An 18,255-nucleotide genomic window follows, 5' to 3' on the forward strand; every position below is an offset into this window, starting at 1 on the left:
ATACTTATTTAGAATATGATTGACTGATTTCTGATCAGAATATTCGCGTTACTTTTTGTCTCCGGTACAGCAGACCGGGTAGCATCCTCTATAAACTCAGATTTGGGTTCCGGCAAGACTGGTGCTCCGATTGAGATCATATTTTCTATATTCAGTTTATACCAGTTATTCCGCACCACACCGAAACGTCCGTATTTTCCGACACCTTGTGCTTCGGAGACGGAAAAATGCTCGATCGGCACTTCATAATATATTTCACCGTTTTTATAAAATGAAAGATTGGCCGATTGTGCCGGCTCCTCGTTTTTCCAGTCGGAGAAATTAAAGCTCGGATTATCTACTTTAAATTGGTTGATAGCTTCCAGAATACCATCCCGAAGATATATATGGATGTGTTCCGTTGTAGTAGCTGAAGCATAGATCGCCACATCTTCCGGACGGAGAATAAAAAATGTGGTATTGTCTTTGTTATAATTATTGTATTTATAATTTTCGATATCCGTATTCCCTCCTTTGAAGACGAAAAAACCTTCGACCGACTTTAACGGAAGTGTCGGATTCTCTTCCGTTTCACTCATATCAAACTGTTCTCTTTTTAGAACCGCTCTAAAGATAACCCGGGTTACGACATCTTTCTTTTGTTCATTCTGAGTCATAGTATTTTCAGGGATATACACCGGTTGGGTATCTCCTTGTTTCCATGACCAATAGTTATAGTATTTATAACCGGAGAGTTGGGGATACAGCTTTTTGGCCGTACTGCCGGATGCACCCGGAATTAATTCGTTGCTGTTTGATATATACCTGAAATTATTCTTGAGGTTGGTTTCCCCTGTCCCAGAAAGAGCGGAGAAATTAGGGTCTTCGGCATAAAAATACTCCCGATCTATGTGTCCCTGCTCTTCCATTTCGGTACCTCCGGCTTTATACGTAAGATGTCTGAGCCAATAGCTTTTTTTATTGATAACATCGACCTCCCAGGTAAGGTCGGTTGCCACCATGTAACGTACCCGGTCGGAAACAAGTCCCAGGCCGTCATACGTATGAAGATAAGGTTTGGCACTACACTGTTTCGTTTTCCGGTTAAACTTACCGTTACAACCTTGTACCGGACAGTCTATACAATCTTCCGGTATATCGTAATCGTCTCCCCAGGGAGCGGCAAGTTGGTTATTATAATCCAGTAGCATCACAAATCGTCCGTATGGAGCTACCGCCGTAGATTTGGTACTCGTTCCTCCCTTATAATCACAGGTGACTTTAGCCGCAACACGCTCCAGATTGATGAAGGCCGGGCTATTCACTGCTTTTTCTTTGGTGGCATAAAAGTGTCCCGGTACCAATTCGACAAGGTTCTGAGAATTCATCATCAGGAAATAAGCAGGTTCTTCGTATGTTCCCTCTACGCCGCTTACCGTACGGGAACGATACATACCGGCAGTATTGAATGCAGCATCAAGCGCTGTGAACGCTTGCCCCACTTCCGTTTTGGCTTCGATCGAATCATTCGGATTGATTACAACAAGCATATCATAGTTACCCCGTTCAAACGTACGGGCTGTTGTCTGAATAAATATCCTGTTCCCATCAGTAGCCCAGTTGTAGAGGTCGCCACCGGTTATTTTAAAGCCACTGTTTTCAGGTTGTACCTGTATATCCAAATCCAGACAGTATTTAACCACTTTACTTTCATAGAGTACCATTCTTATTCCATCTATCAGGATTTCCGAAATGCTTCCCCTGTCCACCCCATTATAGGCCTTTGTATCCATATAATCTTTGGGTAGAGGTATTCTCATTGCCAATGAAAAGATATTCCCGGTACCGTTGGGGGTGCTTTCTTCGGGTATGTTTCCGGGACCATCATCTATAAGAGTTTCTGTGCCCGTGCAAGAGACAAGCCATACGGCTAATCCCCATACTACCAAAATACGATACATATACTGCTTCATTCTTCTTATACTCTATTTAATCATTTGACACCTCCCTGAATATGCTCTCAGAGCCCTATCCCCTGCTCCCGCTCCACCCAGGGTAGGATTGTAAACTCAACGGATAACCAGGAGTCTTCTTTGTCATCCGGATCAGGCCTGTCTTTCGGTATCTCACCCGTGCCATAATTCCTTATACTGGTCAGTGATAGATTATACCAGCTATTGCGGACAACGCCATACCGACCGTATGCCATGGGTTTACTTTGAAGCCCGTCTCTGAAATGCCGAATAGGCACATAGTAATAGTTAGGGGCGTTTGCAGCAAAGAAACTGACCGTTCCATTCGATTTAACAACATCTTTCGAGGTCTCGGGAATGTCCGTATATCCATTAAAATCCTCAGAGCCTTTCATTCCATTTAAAATATCAGGTAAAGCAATAATCCTGGTATTTGCAGCTTCCTCCGTAAGAACTTCCCATGTTTTACCCGCACTGGTAATAATCGTTGCCGGATTACTATAAGCAGCATAAATCTGCTGTATATCCGTGAAAGTGAAAGCCATATTACGGAATAAGAAGTATGGAGAACCTAAGCCCAACGATGTTCCAAAATATGTTGTTTTTGGAGTAATGACCGCAGAGATCAGCACACAGGTAGTTACATCCTCCCATTGCTCCAAATCGGTCATTGTGTTTTCTGTGACGTATGCATCGACAGGATCACTGGATGTTGAAGGTACTAAAGTAAGAGCAATAGTTCCGGTTTTATAAGTAAACTCATTTGTAAGCGAAGTTATAAGAGTTGGATTGCGGCTATGGCTGATTCCATCCCAATTGGGGTCCGTGGCATACATATAGATACGATTCTCGGCTGTTGCTACTTCCTGGGTGGTCTGGGTAGCAGATCCTGACGAAATAGTAGTTTTGTCAAGCATGGGAGCCGCGTTTCTCATCCAGAATGTTTTTTTGTTTACCACATCGACATCCCACTTAATTTCACCAATAGTTGCCCCCAGCCTCGTTGAAGCAGCGGCTAGATTATCCGCAACACTCAAAGTCACTTTGGCTACTGCACGCTCAACATCTAGTTTTACCGGAGCAGCTTCAGCTTTGGCTTCGGTATCGTAAATATCGTTTCTAGCCACATCGGCCAATCCCGCAAAGTTACTCATCAGAAAATTGTCTCTTGCAGTCTTCCCTTTGGTAAGCAGGTCGACAGTGACCTTTGCAGCAGCCGTCATAACCCCCAGTTTCTGACCCTCGATCGTTAAGTCCTTCAGAACGGCAGGCGGATTAAGAAATACCGCAAGTTTATAATTATCTTTTTTAATTTTCCTGGCCTTTGTTTTATAAGTTGTAGTATTCGTCCCCAACGTTATACTGTGCATATCACTACCAGGCATAGCCGGAGTACCTATATCTGTAAATTCAATCTGATACTTTACCTCACTAGTAGCAGGATCGTCGCCATTATATAAAACAACAAGAGCTGAATTTACTTTATTTTCATTTGCAGTTCCATAATGCAGGTCATCATCCGCTTTTGTCTTCATGCCAGTTCCGCTACCGTTGATGAATGTAAGGGAGATATACCCCTCCAGCTCATCTTTATCACCCGCATTGCCCTTATCCTCATATTCGTGGGAATAGTCCAAGCAGGATGTAAAGATCAGTCCTCCTGTCAAAATAGCCAAAACGACCTTTTTAATAGATATAATTTTTATAATAATCTCCTTTCCAACTAAAGCTCTCATCATAGTTTTTACTCCACACAGCCACTCAAGGCCATGAATAATTATTCCTCATAAATCATGGGAGAGATTTCATTTCGTATAGCCGTTCGGTGACGCCTACATAAAAAACAGAGCCTGACTAATCATATCCGTACGAAAACGCACTGATACTTTTCCGGCTTTCACCTGCAATTTTTAATCGTGATCTATAACATTATTCATTATATATGGTCTCTACCCATGTCATATCCACAAAACACTCTTATGATTTTACAATCAAAACTGTGGTCTTAATGTATACAAAGGTAGCTTATTTGTACATACAATTGATTAATTACAATTAAAAAAAGCACAGAAACTCAGCATTTTAATATCTGTTTGCTTTTATTCATAAAGTCCTATCCGTCTCAGGATACGCTACTAATCTCTTTTAATTTGGAGGATAGAAAGAATCAGATGCCTTCGTAAATTATTATTAATAGCTATAAACAAAATTGTCGATAGCTGTCAGCAACATTACTGACGGCTATCGACAATTTCACACCCCACCAGGGAGCTTTTACTTGATACGTCCTGTGCCATCCAGGAAGTTCAGGTAAGCCTTTTGGCCTGCTGAAACATTCACAGCTTCCTGATCACCTCCGTTTTTACGGTATTCGATCTTATTAGCCAGGATAGCAAACTCGGTGCGCCACCAGTCGGTTGACGGTAATTTAATGCACATGCGTAAAGCGCCGCCGGCTACGAAAGCGGGTGAAACAAATTCGCCTTCACCGGAAGGTACGGTAAACTTGCGGGCATCGTCAAATGTGTCCCAGCCGCCGGAAGGATCACCGGTCAGGTAAATATCGGGAGCAAGGAATTCAAGGGTGTAATTCAAGTCCTTTCCTTCCAGTTCGGTTGTAACCACCATGATATACCAGCCTGCATTCTTCACACCGATATTCTGTCCGCCGCTTCCGTCATCCACTCCGGACACACCGGCATAAGAGGCCGATGCAGCAGGAACAAGGCCTTCCGAATAAGCGACCTGGTTACCGTCCCAGGTTGGCTGGGCATTGAACTTCATCACATTATTACCTCCGAAATACTGTACAGACCAGAATTTACCCGGCGTATCCGTTACCGGAATCATTTCGACCCATTTGCCCCAGCTGCTACCCGAAGCAAAGTCGCCGACCAGGAACATCCGGGCAGGCAAAGTCACAGGCGACTCTACGTTGTATCCCAAGACTTTCGGCAGCTCGATGATATTGGAGTAGATCTGTCCCATGCCATTGTTGGATAAAGCGGCATTCAGACGGATATAGACCGGCATAGGTGTTTCCGGCAGGTCGGCATTATCGTTCGATGCTTTCCATAAGGAGAGCATGGCCATAGCGAACTCTACGGCATCCACTTTTAGTTGCGGTAGCGTATAAGTGGTAGAGAGGGTGGCATAATTAGCTGTTGTTCCGGCAGCTTCGTCGGCTTCCTTAAATGTATTCTCCAAAGAGAGTTGAACCTTATAGGCTGTTGCGGCCACATAACCATAGTCGGGCTGCGTACAGGTCAGTTCGATGGTTGAAAGATTTTCCAGGTCATACACATCGGTAGCCTGCGCCGGAGTATTCAGGTTAAACTCGGTCGGTTCCTGGAATACCGGATTATCGTCTCTGTCGTCTCCGCAACCGGCCCACAACAGGGAACCGGTCAGGAGAAGAACTAATATATTAAGTTTCTTCATTTGTTTACAGATTTAGATGTTATTACTTCAATGATTCGTAACCCGGGTTCTGCACCAGATTCGGATTGGCTGTCAGGTCGCGGTCGCTGATCGGATAGATGTTGAAACGGCTATCGACATTGGCTACGCCTTCCAGTGTTCCGCCTTTATAAGCCCAGGCATAATCTTTCGTGAATTTGCCGAAGCGGACAAGGTCGGAACGGCGTTGGCCTTCCCAATATAATTCGCGGGCACGTTCGTCGAGGATGAAATCCAGAGACAGGTCGGATGCTGTGATGTTGGCACTCTTATCGCCATTGGCACGTTCACGAAGCAGGTTGACATACTCAACAGCCTGCTCCTTATTGGTTCCGGCCGCATTGCGGGCTGCACACTCGGCATAGATCAGATAGATATCCGCCAGGCGGAACAACGGGAAGTCAGTGTTCGGATCGGGTGTGGGCGTTACAGCTGCACCGTCCCATCCCAAATTGGTGAACTTATAGCAAAGGTAACCGGTATTCCAGTCCTGCATTTTCGACTCCGGCGTACGTGTACCGGCACCGTCGAAGAAGGCATACCGTTTATCTTTCTTGATGAGACTGCCGTGGCTGTCGGTTCCTGCATCCGGGCTTCCGCTGAAGAATTCGATCATCTGCTGTGTCGGCTTCAGGCAAGTCCATGAAGAAGACATCCCGAACCAGGTTTGATCCATATCGCCACCATAAGCAGCAGCCGTCAGCATGATTGTGCTACCGAAGCTCTTTGCATTCACATTATCGAAGGGGATGGCATAGATGATCTCATTCTTATGCGTACCCGTCAGATGGTTCTCACCACAGAACAGGTTGGCGTAATTATCTTCCAGACCGAAGCCCGCATCGATCACTTTCTTTGCATAAGCGGCTGCCTTGTCGTACATCGGAGTGCCGGTGTACACTTCCGCATTCAGATACATTTTAGCAAGAAGCGTATTAATAACCGGTTTCGTTACACGGCCATAAGTAGCCATAGAAGGAGTTTCATCCAGGTTACCGTTCTCTGACAGATCGACCAGTTCGGCAACGATCTTATCAAAAAGAGCCTCTGCTCCTATCTGTGACGGTTTCCATGATTTGTCGTCCGTAGGGCTGTCGTCCCAAACCACTCCCGGATTACGGTAAAGGTCGATCAGGTAATAATAGTTCATAGCACGCAGGCCACGTACCTGATCGCGGTATTTCTGAATATCAGGGATGTTGCTGTCGTCGGCATAAACATCCAGAAACTCTTTACAGTAACGAATGTTCAGCATGGCACGCTGGTAGAAAGAATAGGCATAGGGCAACGTATAATCCCAGTTGACCTGGCATAATTCCACGATACCTTCGTCCGCCCAGTTCCAGATAGCCTCATCGGTCGGGAACAACTGTAAAGAAAGCAATCCACGAAGGAATACGAGCGATCCCTGGTCTCCCCCCTGCAAGTCAGGTTCGACACTTGCATCGGACGAGTTACCCGACAGGCCGAAGCCAGAATATATCTTTGCCAGGAACGACTGGCAATCGGCTTCGTTATGAATAGAATTGCTGGATTTATCCAGGATAGGCTCCTGATCGAGGTCTCCCAGACAGGAAGTAGCCCAGACACAACAGAATGAAGCAATACCTAACGATATATATTTTTTCAGTTTCATGATCGATACGTTTTAGAAATTAATGTTAACTCCGAATAATACAGTCAGTGGACGAGGATAGACGTTGTTGTCCATACCATCGTTTACCTCAGGATCCAGGCCGTCATATTTAGTGATAATGATCGGGTTCTGTACGGTGGCGTAGAAGCGAGCATTCCAACCGGTCTTGATAAACTTGTCGACATTATATCCTAATGTGATATTATCGATCTTCAGGAATGAGGCATTCTGGATGAAGTAGTCCGACAGACGCTGGCGCGACTGGAAACCGGTCTTCAACGCTGATACAGGTTTGTTGCTCAACGCATTGTTACCGAACAATTCGTTGACGCCCAATGCTGCATTGGCGGCCGTTGCGTTAAAGTTGTAATTACCCAGGCTGACACGTCCGTTGAAACCGAGATCCCATTGCTTATAAGTAAACTTCGAGTTGAAGCCCATCAGGACATCTGCCACCGGATTCTTATAACGGTACAGGTCGTTGTCTGTTATCACGCCGTCGCCATTGCGGTCTACATATTCTCCTTCGATCGGATTGCCGGCGTCATCATACACCTGTTCGAACACATAGAAAGAACCCGGAGCATATCCGACACTGTGTATCTTCAGGCGCAAACCGCCATCACCACCGGTCGACTCGTAACGTTTACCCGGAGAGTCCGAGTTATCGTTGTAGGTCAGTTCCGTGATCTTTGTCTTGTTGTAGGCGATATTGAAGCCCAGATCCCAGCTGAAATCACGGCTTACGACCGGACGGGTATTGATAGAGAACTCAACGCCCTTATTTTCCAGTGAGCCGATATTTGAAACCACATACTCGGCAAAGTCCGTTCCGGCGGGAACGTTTACCTCGGCATTGATCAGGTCTTTCGTCTTCCGGTAATAACCGTCGATAGCACCGGTGATCCGTCCGTTGAGGAAGCCATAATCGAAACCGACGTTGTAAGTCGTCGTTGTTTCCCATTTCAGGTTCGGGTTGGCTGCTGTCGGAGCCATTACATTTACCCAGGTCACGTTTCCTGCCGCATCATAAGAAGGATACATCGCTCCGCCTTTTCCGTCACGGTAGAAAGAAAGATACGGATAGTCGCCCTGGTTGATGTCCTGCTGTCCGGTAACACCCCAGCCTAAACGCAGCTTCAGTTCATCCAGCTTGCTGAAATCTTTCATAAAACCTTCTTCATTGATCTTCCAACCCAAAGCCAGTGAAGGGAACAGCCCCCAGCGTTTGTCTTTGGCGAAACGGGAAGAAGCATCGTCGCGAAGGGTGAATGTCAACAGGTATTTATCCATCAACGAATAATTCATACGTCCGTAGAAAGAAGCAAGTACATATTTCGTATCGGTTTCCTTAAACTCATTGCTTACCGTTGTGTTCTGTCCGAATGTTTCAGGCTTACGCGACAGATAATAAGTTACATTATCCGTCTTGCTCTGGTAACTCTGGTAAGAATATCCTGCCATGATATCGAAACGGCTGGCAAGGGTGGGCAATTCTTTCGCATATTGTGCATAGAAGTCAAACAGTTTGTTGTTGTGCGAACTGCCATAGATGCGGTTGCTTCCGGTGGCATCATCGTCCGGTTGGTAAGAACCGGGAGCGTTCGGATCGACATAATTCGTACCGTCCACAGTGGCATAATCGATACCCATATTCATATTGAAACGCAGTTCGGGCAGGAAATGCAGTTTGTAATCGAACTGTGCATTACCGATAAATGACTTGGCTGTCGAACGGTCGTCTCTCATTTCCAGCATGGATACCGGATTGACGCCGGCTGAAGTGGATCTTGTTCCATCGGGTGTATAATCACCTGTCCAAGTGAAGAAACCGCCGAATTTACTGTTATTATATACCGGTTTGGTCGGGTCGAAAGAAACGGCACTACCTAAGGCGCCTGTATCGGCAAAACGGTTCTTGATATATACACCTTTACCGTTCAGGTTCACATGCAGGTGATCGTTGAAGAAGGTCGGAGTCAACGAAACGCTACCAGTATAACGCTGGAAGTTGGATGTTTTCAGGATACCGTTCTGGTCGGTATATCCGAAAGAGACACGGTAAGGCATAAACTCTTTTACAGAACCATAGGCACTGATATTATGATCGGTAGAAACTGCCGTGCGCAACACTTCATCCTGCCAGTCTGTGCTGACACCCGGATGCAGGTTCAATGCAGTCAGCATACCTTCGGTCGTATTCGGTGAATTCGTTATATAATCGCGGAACTCATCGCCACTCATCACATCGATCGTGTTACGTTTCGTACTGATCGATACATTTCCGCTATAATTGATCTTCACGCTACCGCTCTTACCCTTCTTCGTCGTGATGATGATAACACCATTCGATGCACGCGAACCGTAGATAGCTGTAGCCGAAGCATCCTTCAAGACAGTAAAAGACTCGATATCAGCCGGATTGATCGTACTCAACGGGTTGCTTAACCCATCGGGGGCACTGTTGCTCATGATCACCCCGTCGATAACCACTAACGGATCATTCTTAGCAGACAAAGAGGAACCGCCACGAATACGGATCGTCGACGATGAACCGGGCTGTCCGGTAGAAGAAGCAACCGACACACCAGCCACTTTACCCATCAACATATCCTGCGGGCTCACCTGCAATCCCCGGTTCTTTTCATCCGGTTTGATGGCTGTAACAGATCCGGTGGCATCATTCTTCTTTACCGTACCATATCCGATCACCACTACGTCTTCCAACATCTGGGAGTCTTCTTCCAACAAAATATTCATGTTGGCGGCAGCCGGAAGTTCCATTGCCTTATAACCGATAAACGAAACCGAAAGGATATCCCCTTTGGATGCAGCCAGAATGAATTGGCCGTCTATATCGGTAACGGTCCCGTTCGTCGTTCCCTTTATAATAACATTCGCCCCGATAACCGGCTCTCCTGTAGGATCTTTCACAACACCTTTCACTGTTATCTGCTGGGCAAAAACAGAAAGGGACATACATAAGCCTGTGATCAACATCAACAGAGCTTTAAACCTTAAATGTTTCATGTACTTAAATTTAAGTTCTTTACAAGTTTACTTAATAACCTAAACAATCCTTTTACCTTATAGATTTTTTAACCCTTTTAATTCTTTCGGGTCACTCACTTCCTGAATACTGATGGCAAAGCCGCCGCCACTGGCTGCGTTCAAATTCAATTTGCTTTTGCTTGTCAACACACCTTTCTTTATAGTATATGCCTGCGGATTATTTTTCCAGTCGGCATCTTTTGCATCGGCATAAACTACGGCCACATATTTCTTTCCCGGATCGAGGAAGTCGAAAGACAGGCGGGACTCGTGTCCGTTCTCATCGGCCGTACAGCCAACGAACCAGTTACCTGTTCCTTTTGCTTTGCGGGCAATCGTGATATAATCACCCGGCTCTGCTTCCAGGTAAAGCGATTTGTCCCAATCGAGAGCGACATCTTTAATAAACTGGAAGGCATCGGCATACTGTTCGTAATGTTCGGGAACATCGGCTGCCATCTGAAGCGGACTATACATCGTTACATAAAGTGCCAGTTGGCGTGCCAGTGTCGAACGAACCTGTGAAGTGTTCGACGGATTCATCGCGCTGCAATGTGTTTCGAAGATACCCGGCGTATAATCCATCGGGCCACCGATCAGACGAGTGAAAGGAAGAATCGTTGTATGATCCACGTTATTACCGCCGAATGATTCATATTCTGTTCCGCGAGCCGATTCGTTACCGATCAGGTTCGGATAGGTGCGGCACAGGCCGGTCGGGCGTGTTGCTTCGTGGGCGTTTACCATGATCTTATAGTCGGCAGCTTTCTTCACGGCATACAGATAATGGTTACACATCCACTGTCCATAATGATGTTCACCGCGGGGAATGATATCGCCTACGTAACCGCTCTTTACACTGGTATAACCATTGTCTACCATAAACTGATAGGCTTTATCCATATGACGTTCATAATTGCGGACGGAAGCGGATGTTTCATGGTGCATCATCATCTTGATACCTTTGCTGGCTGCATACCGATGGATTTCCTGTACGTCAAAATCAGGATAGGGAGTAACAAAGTCGAATACATAATCTTTGCTCTTGCCGAACCAGTCTTCCCAACCTTCGTTCCAACCTTCCACCAGGACGGCATCGAAACCATTGGCTGCCGCAAAGTCAATATACCGTTTTACGTTCGTTGTATTGGCAGAGTGACGGCCGTTGGGTTTTGTTTTTGAATAATCGGTTTCCCCTAGTTTCACGCTGCTCAGTTCGTCGGTATAAGCCCATGTTCCTTTGTTGGTAATCATATCCCACCATACACCGATATATTTAGTCGGCTTGATCCAGGATACATCGTCCAGCTTACACGGTTCGTTCAGGTTCAAGGTGATGCGGGATGCCAGGATATTACGGGCATCATCGCTTACGATAACCGTTCTCCACGGTGACTGACAAGGTGTCTGCATATATCCTTTATCGCCTTTTGCATCCGGTGTCAACCAGGACTCGAACGTCATCGTTTTATCATCCAGATTCAGATGCATACAGGAATAGTCTACCAAAGCGGCCTCATGCAGGTTGATATATAATCCGTTATCCGATTTCATCATTAACGGAGTCTGTACACCGGTCTGCGAGAAAGGTGTTTGTGATGAGTTGGGAGTAACAGCTTCTTTCATCAAACCGCGGATCTCGCTCAGGCGAGAGGTCATAGTACTGTATTCCTGTGTATCGTAATCGCCCGGCAACCAGAATGTCTTATGGTCGCCTGCCATAGCGAACTGCGACTTTTCTTCCTTGATCACAAAGTAATTCAACTCTTTCTGTTGAGGGAATTCATAACGGAAACCCAGTCCGTCGTTGAACAGGCGGAAGCGAACCACGATAGAACGGTCGTTGGAAGGTTGTTCCAGCGTTACAGCCAGTTCGTTGTAGTTATTACGGATCTCTTTTTCCTCGCCCCAGACCGGTTGCCAGGTTTCATTGAAGCTGGAAGTACGGGTGTCCTTTATCCGGAAACCGTCATACAGATTCGTTTTCTTATCCAGTGCATCCACATCCTTGCGTTGCTTAAACTCAAAGTCGACGGCGGCATCCGCATCTTCTTTCTTCAGTTCCAAGCCCAGATGGCTGGGTTTGATCACCTCTTTTTGTTTATAACTCAGATCATAAACCGGTGCGCCCTTTTCATCCAACCGGAAGTTCATTTCCAAATTTCCGTCAGGCGACAACAATTGTTGTGCATAACTGATCGTGCTGCATCCGAGCAGGGCGATCCATATTAATACTTTACTTCTCATGGTGTTATTATATGATTTAATTAACTTTTCCGAATTCAAGGATCAACACGCCTTTACCTTTCAGCGATAAAGAGGTCTGCAAATCGATCTGCCGGTCGTTCAACAGGTCGTAAGCCCGTCGGGCGGGAAGCACTTCCCGATAAGGAGCCAGATCGACCGTGCGGTCGGCATCAGAACCGTTCAGGAAAACGACAACGGAATGATTTCCGTACTTACGTTCGTAAACGTATACTTCGTTCTGCGTAATAAAATGTTTAAACGAGCCTTTAGCTATCGCATCATTGCCTTTTCGCCAGTTGAGTAGCTTACTTATATATGTATAGGCTTCGTTCTGCTGAGGGGTGCGACAGGCCGGAGTAAATGCGTTTTGCTTGTCACCTGCCCATCCGCCAGGAAAGTCACGACGCAGAACACCATCGCCTTCGGCTTTATCGGCAGCCATCAGTATTTCGGTGCCATAATAAATCTGCGGGATACCACGAATGGTCAGCAGGAAAGCCAAAGCCTGTTTGTAACGGTTCAGGTCGCCTGTAGGCGGTACTTTATAAAAACGGGAGGTATCGTGGTTATCGAGGAATACCAACAGATTCATCGGGTCGGTATACACGATATCCTGTGTCAGGTAATCATAAATACGTGCCAGTCCCCTATCCCAACTGTTCGTCTCTTCATCGAATGCCGACGACATGATATTCATCAAAGGGAAATCCATTACCGTAGGCAGGTAAGAGTTCCGGGGATAAGCCACTTTGCTGTCCTTCTGCCAGAAAGAGACACCTACATTATTTCCGATCCACGTCTCTCCTACGATATTGAAATCGGGATATTCAGCATTGACAGCCCTGCACCAGCGTGCCATCATATCAAAATCGGCATACGGATGCGTATCTTGTCGGATACCGTTGATCCCTGCATATTCAATCCACCAGATACTGTTCTGGATCAGGTAAGAAGCCACGTGTTGGTTACGTTGGTTCAGGTCGGGCATCGACTGGGTGAACCAGCCGTCTATATTTTTCACTTTGTCGTAATCAGAACGGTAAACGTCGGCCTGCGGCATCGTCTGGTAACCGGTCTGCACGAAATGATCCTGGAAGTTAAACCAGTTGTCGGACGGTTTGTCGGTAAAGAAGAAATGTTCGCTTCCGCAGTGATTAAAGATCATATCCATTACGATCTTCAAACCCTTATCTTGAGCAGCACTAACCAGTTGGCGAAACTCTTCATTATCACCGAAGCGAGGATCGACTTCATAATAATCCGTAATGGCATACCCGTGATAGGAGCCTTCGGCCATATCGTTCTTCAGGATAGGATTCAGCCAAATAGCGGTAACGCCCAGGTCGGAGAAATAATCCAGATGATCGGCTATCCCTTTCAGGTCACCTCCGTGGCGGGCATACATATCCGTACGATCCACTTTCGACTCGCGCATTCCGGGAACGACATCATTCTTCGGATCACCGTTGGCGAAACGATCGGGCATGATCAGGTATAAAACGTCTGAAGCATGGAAACCTTCCCGGGCAGACGAGTCCTTCTCGCGTTCTTTTATCTGATAAGGAATGATCGTTTGTTCTCCGTTCTTTGTCAGTTGAATGTCGAATTGCTGCGGAGCAGTTTCCGACATATCCAGATAAAGCAGTAAATAATTCGGATTTTGTAGCTTCACGATCTCTTTCACGCGAATATCGGAAGCAGTTATCGATACGCTATCGGTCGCGATATCCGTACCGTATAATAGGATTTGCAGTTCGGGATTCTTCATACCCGACCACCAGAAAGCAGGTTCCACTTTCTGTATTTTTACGCCTGACAAAACAGGCAGGCAAAAGCCCAGACATAATACAAAGGTTACAATTATCTTTTTCATGGAATGATTTGTTGGTGAACGATGCAAATGTAGCGGGATGGATTACCGGGAAAACGCATTAGAAAAAAAATCAAAACCCTTAAAACTCCTTTTCACCTGTAATACAACATAATAACATATTTCAACCAGGCAAAAAATCAAAACGCATTAAAAGGTATTTCAAATGTATTTCACTACCTTTGCGCTAGATGAATCAAATCAACAACATGAAAAACACGATATATTCTCTTTTTCTACTCCTTTTGTCGATATTGCCGGCACATGCATCCGGCGATAAGCCGACGATCAAATCCCTGCTCAAAGAGCTGGATCGTACTATCGCTATGAAAGCCGACTTTCACAAACAGCGGGAACACGAGATAGACAGTATCCGGAAACTGGCACATGCCACTCCTTCGCCGGAAAAAAAATACCACCTGTACAGTTCCCTGTACGGAATCTACCTACATTACCAGGCCGACTCGGCACTGCATTATCTGGAAAAAAGGAAAGCACTCCTTCCATCCCTCCAAAATCCACAGTACGAGAATGACTTATGGATCGCAAGAGCCGAAGTACTGGGAATCATGGGACTTTACAATGAGGTGGCCGCCCAACTGGAACAGGTACGCCGGGATCAACTGGACAACCAGACCCTGCTTTACTACTATTATACCTGCCGTACTTACTACGGTTGGATAGCAGACTACACCCGTACCGACGAGCGACACAAGTATATCGAGAAAACGAATGCCTACCGCGACTCCATCTTATCCCTCACCACCAACCAACTCGACCACAGTGTGGTACTGGCTGATAAAATGATCGTAGAGGGACAACCGGATAAGGCAATCGAACTGATCAATAAAGAAATGGAAGGTTTGGACAACCAGGAGTCAATGGTCTATCTGTTATATAACCTGTCGCAGGCCTATGCCCAGAAAGGCGACACCGAAAAACAAATCTATTACCTGGCACAAACAGCCATAGCCGACCTGAAAGCCGCCAAACGTGAATATATATCCCTGCAAAAACTGGCGTTGCTGATGTTTGAAAAGGGAGATATCGAACGGGCCTACAAATACCTGAGTTGCTCAATGGAAGATGCCGTTGCCTGTAATGCCCGTCTCCGTTCGGTAGAAGTAACAGAGTTTTTCCCGATCGTGGATAAAGTGTATAAACTGAAAATCGAGAAAGAGAAACAGATATCGCGCACGTTACTGAGCAGTGTGAGCTTTTTATCTTTCTTATTATTGGTAACGATCATCTACCTGTACCGTCAGATGAAGAAACTTTCCCTCATGCGAAAAGCAGTCAGTGCCTCCAATGAGCAATTACAGGAGATCAATAAAGAGTTGAGCCAGGCCAGCAAAATAAAGGAAGAGTACATTGCCCTTTACCTGAACCAATGTGTCATCTATCTGGATAAACTGGATACATACCGCCGTTCTTTAGCGAAACTGGCTATGGCTTCCAAACTGGATGACTTATTCAAAACAATCAAGTCCGAACAATTCATACGCGATGAACGGAAGAATTTCTACAATGAGTTCGATAAATCGTTCCTGAAGCTATTCCCCCATTTCATCAAATCGTTTAACGACCTGATGACTGAGGAAGGAAAGTTATGCCCAAAATCAGGAGAGATATTATCTACGGAACTCCGCATCTTCGCCCTGATCCGCCTGGGAATCAACGACAGCAGCAATATCGCCCATTTCCTGGGTTATTCGCTGGCTACCGTTTATTCGTACCGCAGCAAAGTGAGAAGCAAAGCGCTCGACAAAGAGAAGTTTGAAGATCTGGTTGCTTTGCTTTAAGTTTGAAGTAATTTAAAACCGATAGCCCAGTGACAAATTCATTCCCTGCAGGGTAAAGCTGTTAAGGGAATAGGTTGCCAGTTTCTTGGTACCGCTGCCGGGGATTAATTCGTAGACATCGACGGCATCGTTACGATAGCCTGCCTGTAGCCCGGCTTCGACATAGAAACCCTTCCAAACCGGTTGAAGCCAGCCCACGGAGATCCCGGCGCCATAGAACAAACCGGTACTGTTATCCTCCAGCTCCTCCTTTATACGTACATTGAAACTCCCGTACTGCCCGTACACGCCGGCATACAGTCCACGGAAACGGCTGTCGCCCCACAACCACCAGCGCGGTTCTACCTCCAGACAGGTCATGCTGAATAGATTATACTGATCCCCTTTATTGTAAGGCATTGCATAGGCAAACGACACCTGCGCCGAGAAACGATCCATAAAGTACACCTCCGCTGCCACATTCGCAACCGGCGAATACATCGACCCGTCGGGCAACAAACCGGCAAACAACAATGCATTCGTCTTTATCCCCAGCCCGACAGTCCCCAAAAGGAAATGGTTGGCTGGTACAGATTTTGAGACAGACTTCGGCGCCGGTTCAGCCACAGTTTTCACCTTCTTCGTTCGGGGTTGCCCTGCTGTAGCCTTCTGCTTGCCGGACGGCTCTATATCTTCTTCGGAAGAACTTGAAACAACCGACTGCCGCTTCGTTACGACCGGATGTTTCTTTACTTCAACAATCACGCGGTTATCCAGGTCGGTACGGGCATCGACATCGAGTTCAAACAGGTCGGGGTCGTCCAGGCAGCAGCTTCCCGTCAGATATTCCTGCAAAAAGGTGGCCTGTCTCATCGCCAACTCGCGGGCGGCAGGGTCGTAGCGTTTTGAGACACTCTGAAGCGCCGTCAGTGAAACGGTATATTCGCCTGTTGCCAGTTGGTGGCGGCAGTCCGACAGCAGCGTGATCAGCTCTTCCAGGTTATTGGCCGTTTGCAGCCGTTGGTGATTGATACGTTCCGTTCCTTTGATAAAATGGATGGTGTAGCTCTGTCCGGCAGCTGTGAAGGCCAACAAACAGAGTATGGCCAGCAGTCCGGAGAATCGTGTACGTTGTTTCATTTCCGTATGTTATTTGATTGATTGTTGTTTCTTTTCATTGTTTCGACAGGCTTTTCGCCAGATTGCAAGCTCGCTGCAATGATATGGGTTCGGTGGCATCTATCCCGTAGTCGGCCGGGCGGGGTAGTTCCAGCTCGATACCCGAGGGAAGAGCATCGGATGATGACGTATCGAGCGACGACAGTACCCTTCTATTCCGGTCGTAGATATAGACCCAAAACACTTCTCTGCCATAATAAAGCCGTGCCAGCGAGCGTAGGGTCATCCCCGGACGTGTAATGATTGAGGCCGGAATGACTGTCGCAGTCTTTTTACGACGAGGCTGCACGACTTTTTTGACTGTCCTTGCAGCGGTCGGGTGGATGGTGACCGGACGAGTGATTACCGGGCTAACAACGACAGGGGCGGATGGTGAAGGAGATTCCGTTTGCAATGGCCATTCCTCCGTGTTGTCCGCACTGTAATCCGCACTGTCGGCAGCCGTGTCTGCATATATATTATCCGCCTCATCTGTGTTGTCCGCGTTATCCGTGTTACTCACATCGTCCGATATCTTATCGGTTATCCAGATGCTGCTATCCTCTTCGGTGGGCATAGCAGGCATGGGGTACTCGAAGGCGGTTTCTTCCCGTGCAGACCCTGTTATTTCCATCTCCCACATACACAGGATTCCGATCAGCAACAACAGGCTGGCAAACAGCAATATAATACCCCAGCGCCTTATTATCTGTCGCTCTTTCCGGATTTCACTCAGTTCCTTGTTTACTTTCCGGATGATATCCAGATTATTATCTTCGTCCCCCATCTGTTCAGGCTATTTTGTTGTTAATCTTTTTATTGAGAGCTTCCAACAAAAGCTTCCCGGGTCGGAATTTGACACTGGTACGGGCCTGGATCGTGACCGCTTTGCCGGTATGCGGGTTGCGTGCACGGCGAGGAGTCTGATGCCAGGGTTCCAAGATTCCGAAACCTTGCAGGTTGATGGAGTTGTCGTTTACCAGTTGTTCCGTGAATACCTCCATAAACATATTCAGCAACCCTTTCGCTTCCACCATTGTGCAACCCCGCGCCTTCCGTATGGCGTGAGAGAGTTCTTTCTTATTCATAGTCTATTCATTT

Annotated in this window: 11 protein-coding genes; 1 reads left to right on the forward strand and 10 read right to left on the reverse strand. The window is 46.6% G+C overall.

Annotation, left to right across the window (positions count from 1 at the left end; genetic code table 11):
• Positions 1-8: 8 nt before the first annotated feature.
• The 7 genes from HMPREF1212_RS16030 to HMPREF1212_RS16060 form a co-directional block, all read right to left on the reverse strand.
• Complete coding sequence (locus tag HMPREF1212_RS16030) at positions 9-1,952, reverse strand: fimbria major subunit (RefSeq protein WP_046150012.1); 1,944 nt, start codon at positions 1,950-1,952, stop codon at positions 9-11.
• A gap of 47 nt (positions 1,953-1,999) precedes the next feature.
• The gene (locus HMPREF1212_RS16035) at positions 2,000-3,691 is read right to left on the reverse strand and encodes an Mfa1 family fimbria major subunit (RefSeq protein ID WP_232430116.1); all 1,692 of its coding nucleotides are present in this window, start codon (positions 3,689-3,691) and stop codon (positions 2,000-2,002) included.
• Positions 3,692-4,226: 535 nt separating this feature from the next.
• Positions 4,227-5,393 carry a SusF/SusE family carbohydrate-binding protein gene (locus tag HMPREF1212_RS16040; RefSeq protein ID WP_028730527.1) on the reverse strand — a complete coding sequence of 389 codons (1,167 nt, stop codon included), beginning with the start codon at positions 5,391-5,393 and terminating at the stop codon, positions 4,227-4,229.
• A gap of 22 nt (positions 5,394-5,415) precedes the next feature.
• Positions 5,416-7,047 carry a RagB/SusD family nutrient uptake outer membrane protein gene (locus HMPREF1212_RS16045; protein ID WP_046150013.1) on the reverse strand — a complete coding sequence of 544 codons (1,632 nt, stop codon included), beginning with the start codon at positions 7,045-7,047 and terminating at the stop codon, positions 5,416-5,418.
• Positions 7,048-7,059: 12 nt separating this feature from the next.
• Positions 7,060-10,077 carry a SusC/RagA family TonB-linked outer membrane protein gene (locus tag HMPREF1212_RS16050; RefSeq protein WP_046150014.1) on the reverse strand — a complete coding sequence of 1,006 codons (3,018 nt, stop codon included), beginning with the start codon at positions 10,075-10,077 and terminating at the stop codon, positions 7,060-7,062.
• A gap of 57 nt (positions 10,078-10,134) precedes the next feature.
• On the reverse strand, positions 10,135-12,345 hold the full coding sequence (locus HMPREF1212_RS16055) for a glycoside hydrolase family 97 protein (protein ID WP_046150015.1): 2,211 nt from the start codon (positions 12,343-12,345) through the stop codon (positions 10,135-10,137).
• Between the two features lie 16 nt (positions 12,346-12,361).
• A complete protein-coding gene (locus HMPREF1212_RS16060; RefSeq protein ID WP_046150016.1) occupies positions 12,362-14,218 on the reverse strand; it encodes a glycoside hydrolase family 13 protein in 1,857 nt (618 codons plus the stop codon).
• 206 nt (positions 14,219-14,424) lie between these two features.
• Here HMPREF1212_RS16060 and HMPREF1212_RS16065 point away from each other — a divergent pair, with 206 nt between their 5' ends.
• Positions 14,425-16,017 (forward strand): DUF6377 domain-containing protein, encoded by a 1,593-nt coding sequence (locus tag HMPREF1212_RS16065; RefSeq protein ID WP_046150442.1) that lies wholly within the window; start codon positions 14,425-14,427, stop codon positions 16,015-16,017.
• A gap of 12 nt (positions 16,018-16,029) precedes the next feature.
• On the opposite strand, the gene HMPREF1212_RS16070 is transcribed toward HMPREF1212_RS16065, so the two are convergent.
• From HMPREF1212_RS16070 to HMPREF1212_RS16080, 3 genes are read right to left on the reverse strand one after another with little or no spacing between them, the layout of a single operon-like run.
• Positions 16,030-17,136 (reverse strand): DUF3575 domain-containing protein, encoded by a 1,107-nt coding sequence (locus HMPREF1212_RS16070; protein WP_046150017.1) that lies wholly within the window; start codon positions 17,134-17,136, stop codon positions 16,030-16,032.
• 34 nt (positions 17,137-17,170) lie between these two features.
• Positions 17,171-17,941: a hypothetical protein gene (locus tag HMPREF1212_RS16075; RefSeq protein WP_046150018.1), complete on the reverse strand. Its 771-nt coding sequence runs from the start codon at positions 17,939-17,941 to the stop codon at positions 17,171-17,173.
• A 4-nt stretch (positions 17,942-17,945) separates the two neighbouring features.
• A complete protein-coding gene (locus HMPREF1212_RS16080) occupies positions 17,946-18,242 on the reverse strand; it encodes an HU family DNA-binding protein (RefSeq protein ID WP_046150019.1) in 297 nt (98 codons plus the stop codon).
• Positions 18,243-18,255: the final 13 nt, after the last annotated feature.

The organism is Parabacteroides sp. HGS0025 (assembly GCF_000969845.1).
GTDB lineage: Bacteria > Bacteroidota > Bacteroidia > Bacteroidales > Tannerellaceae > Parabacteroides > Parabacteroides gordonii.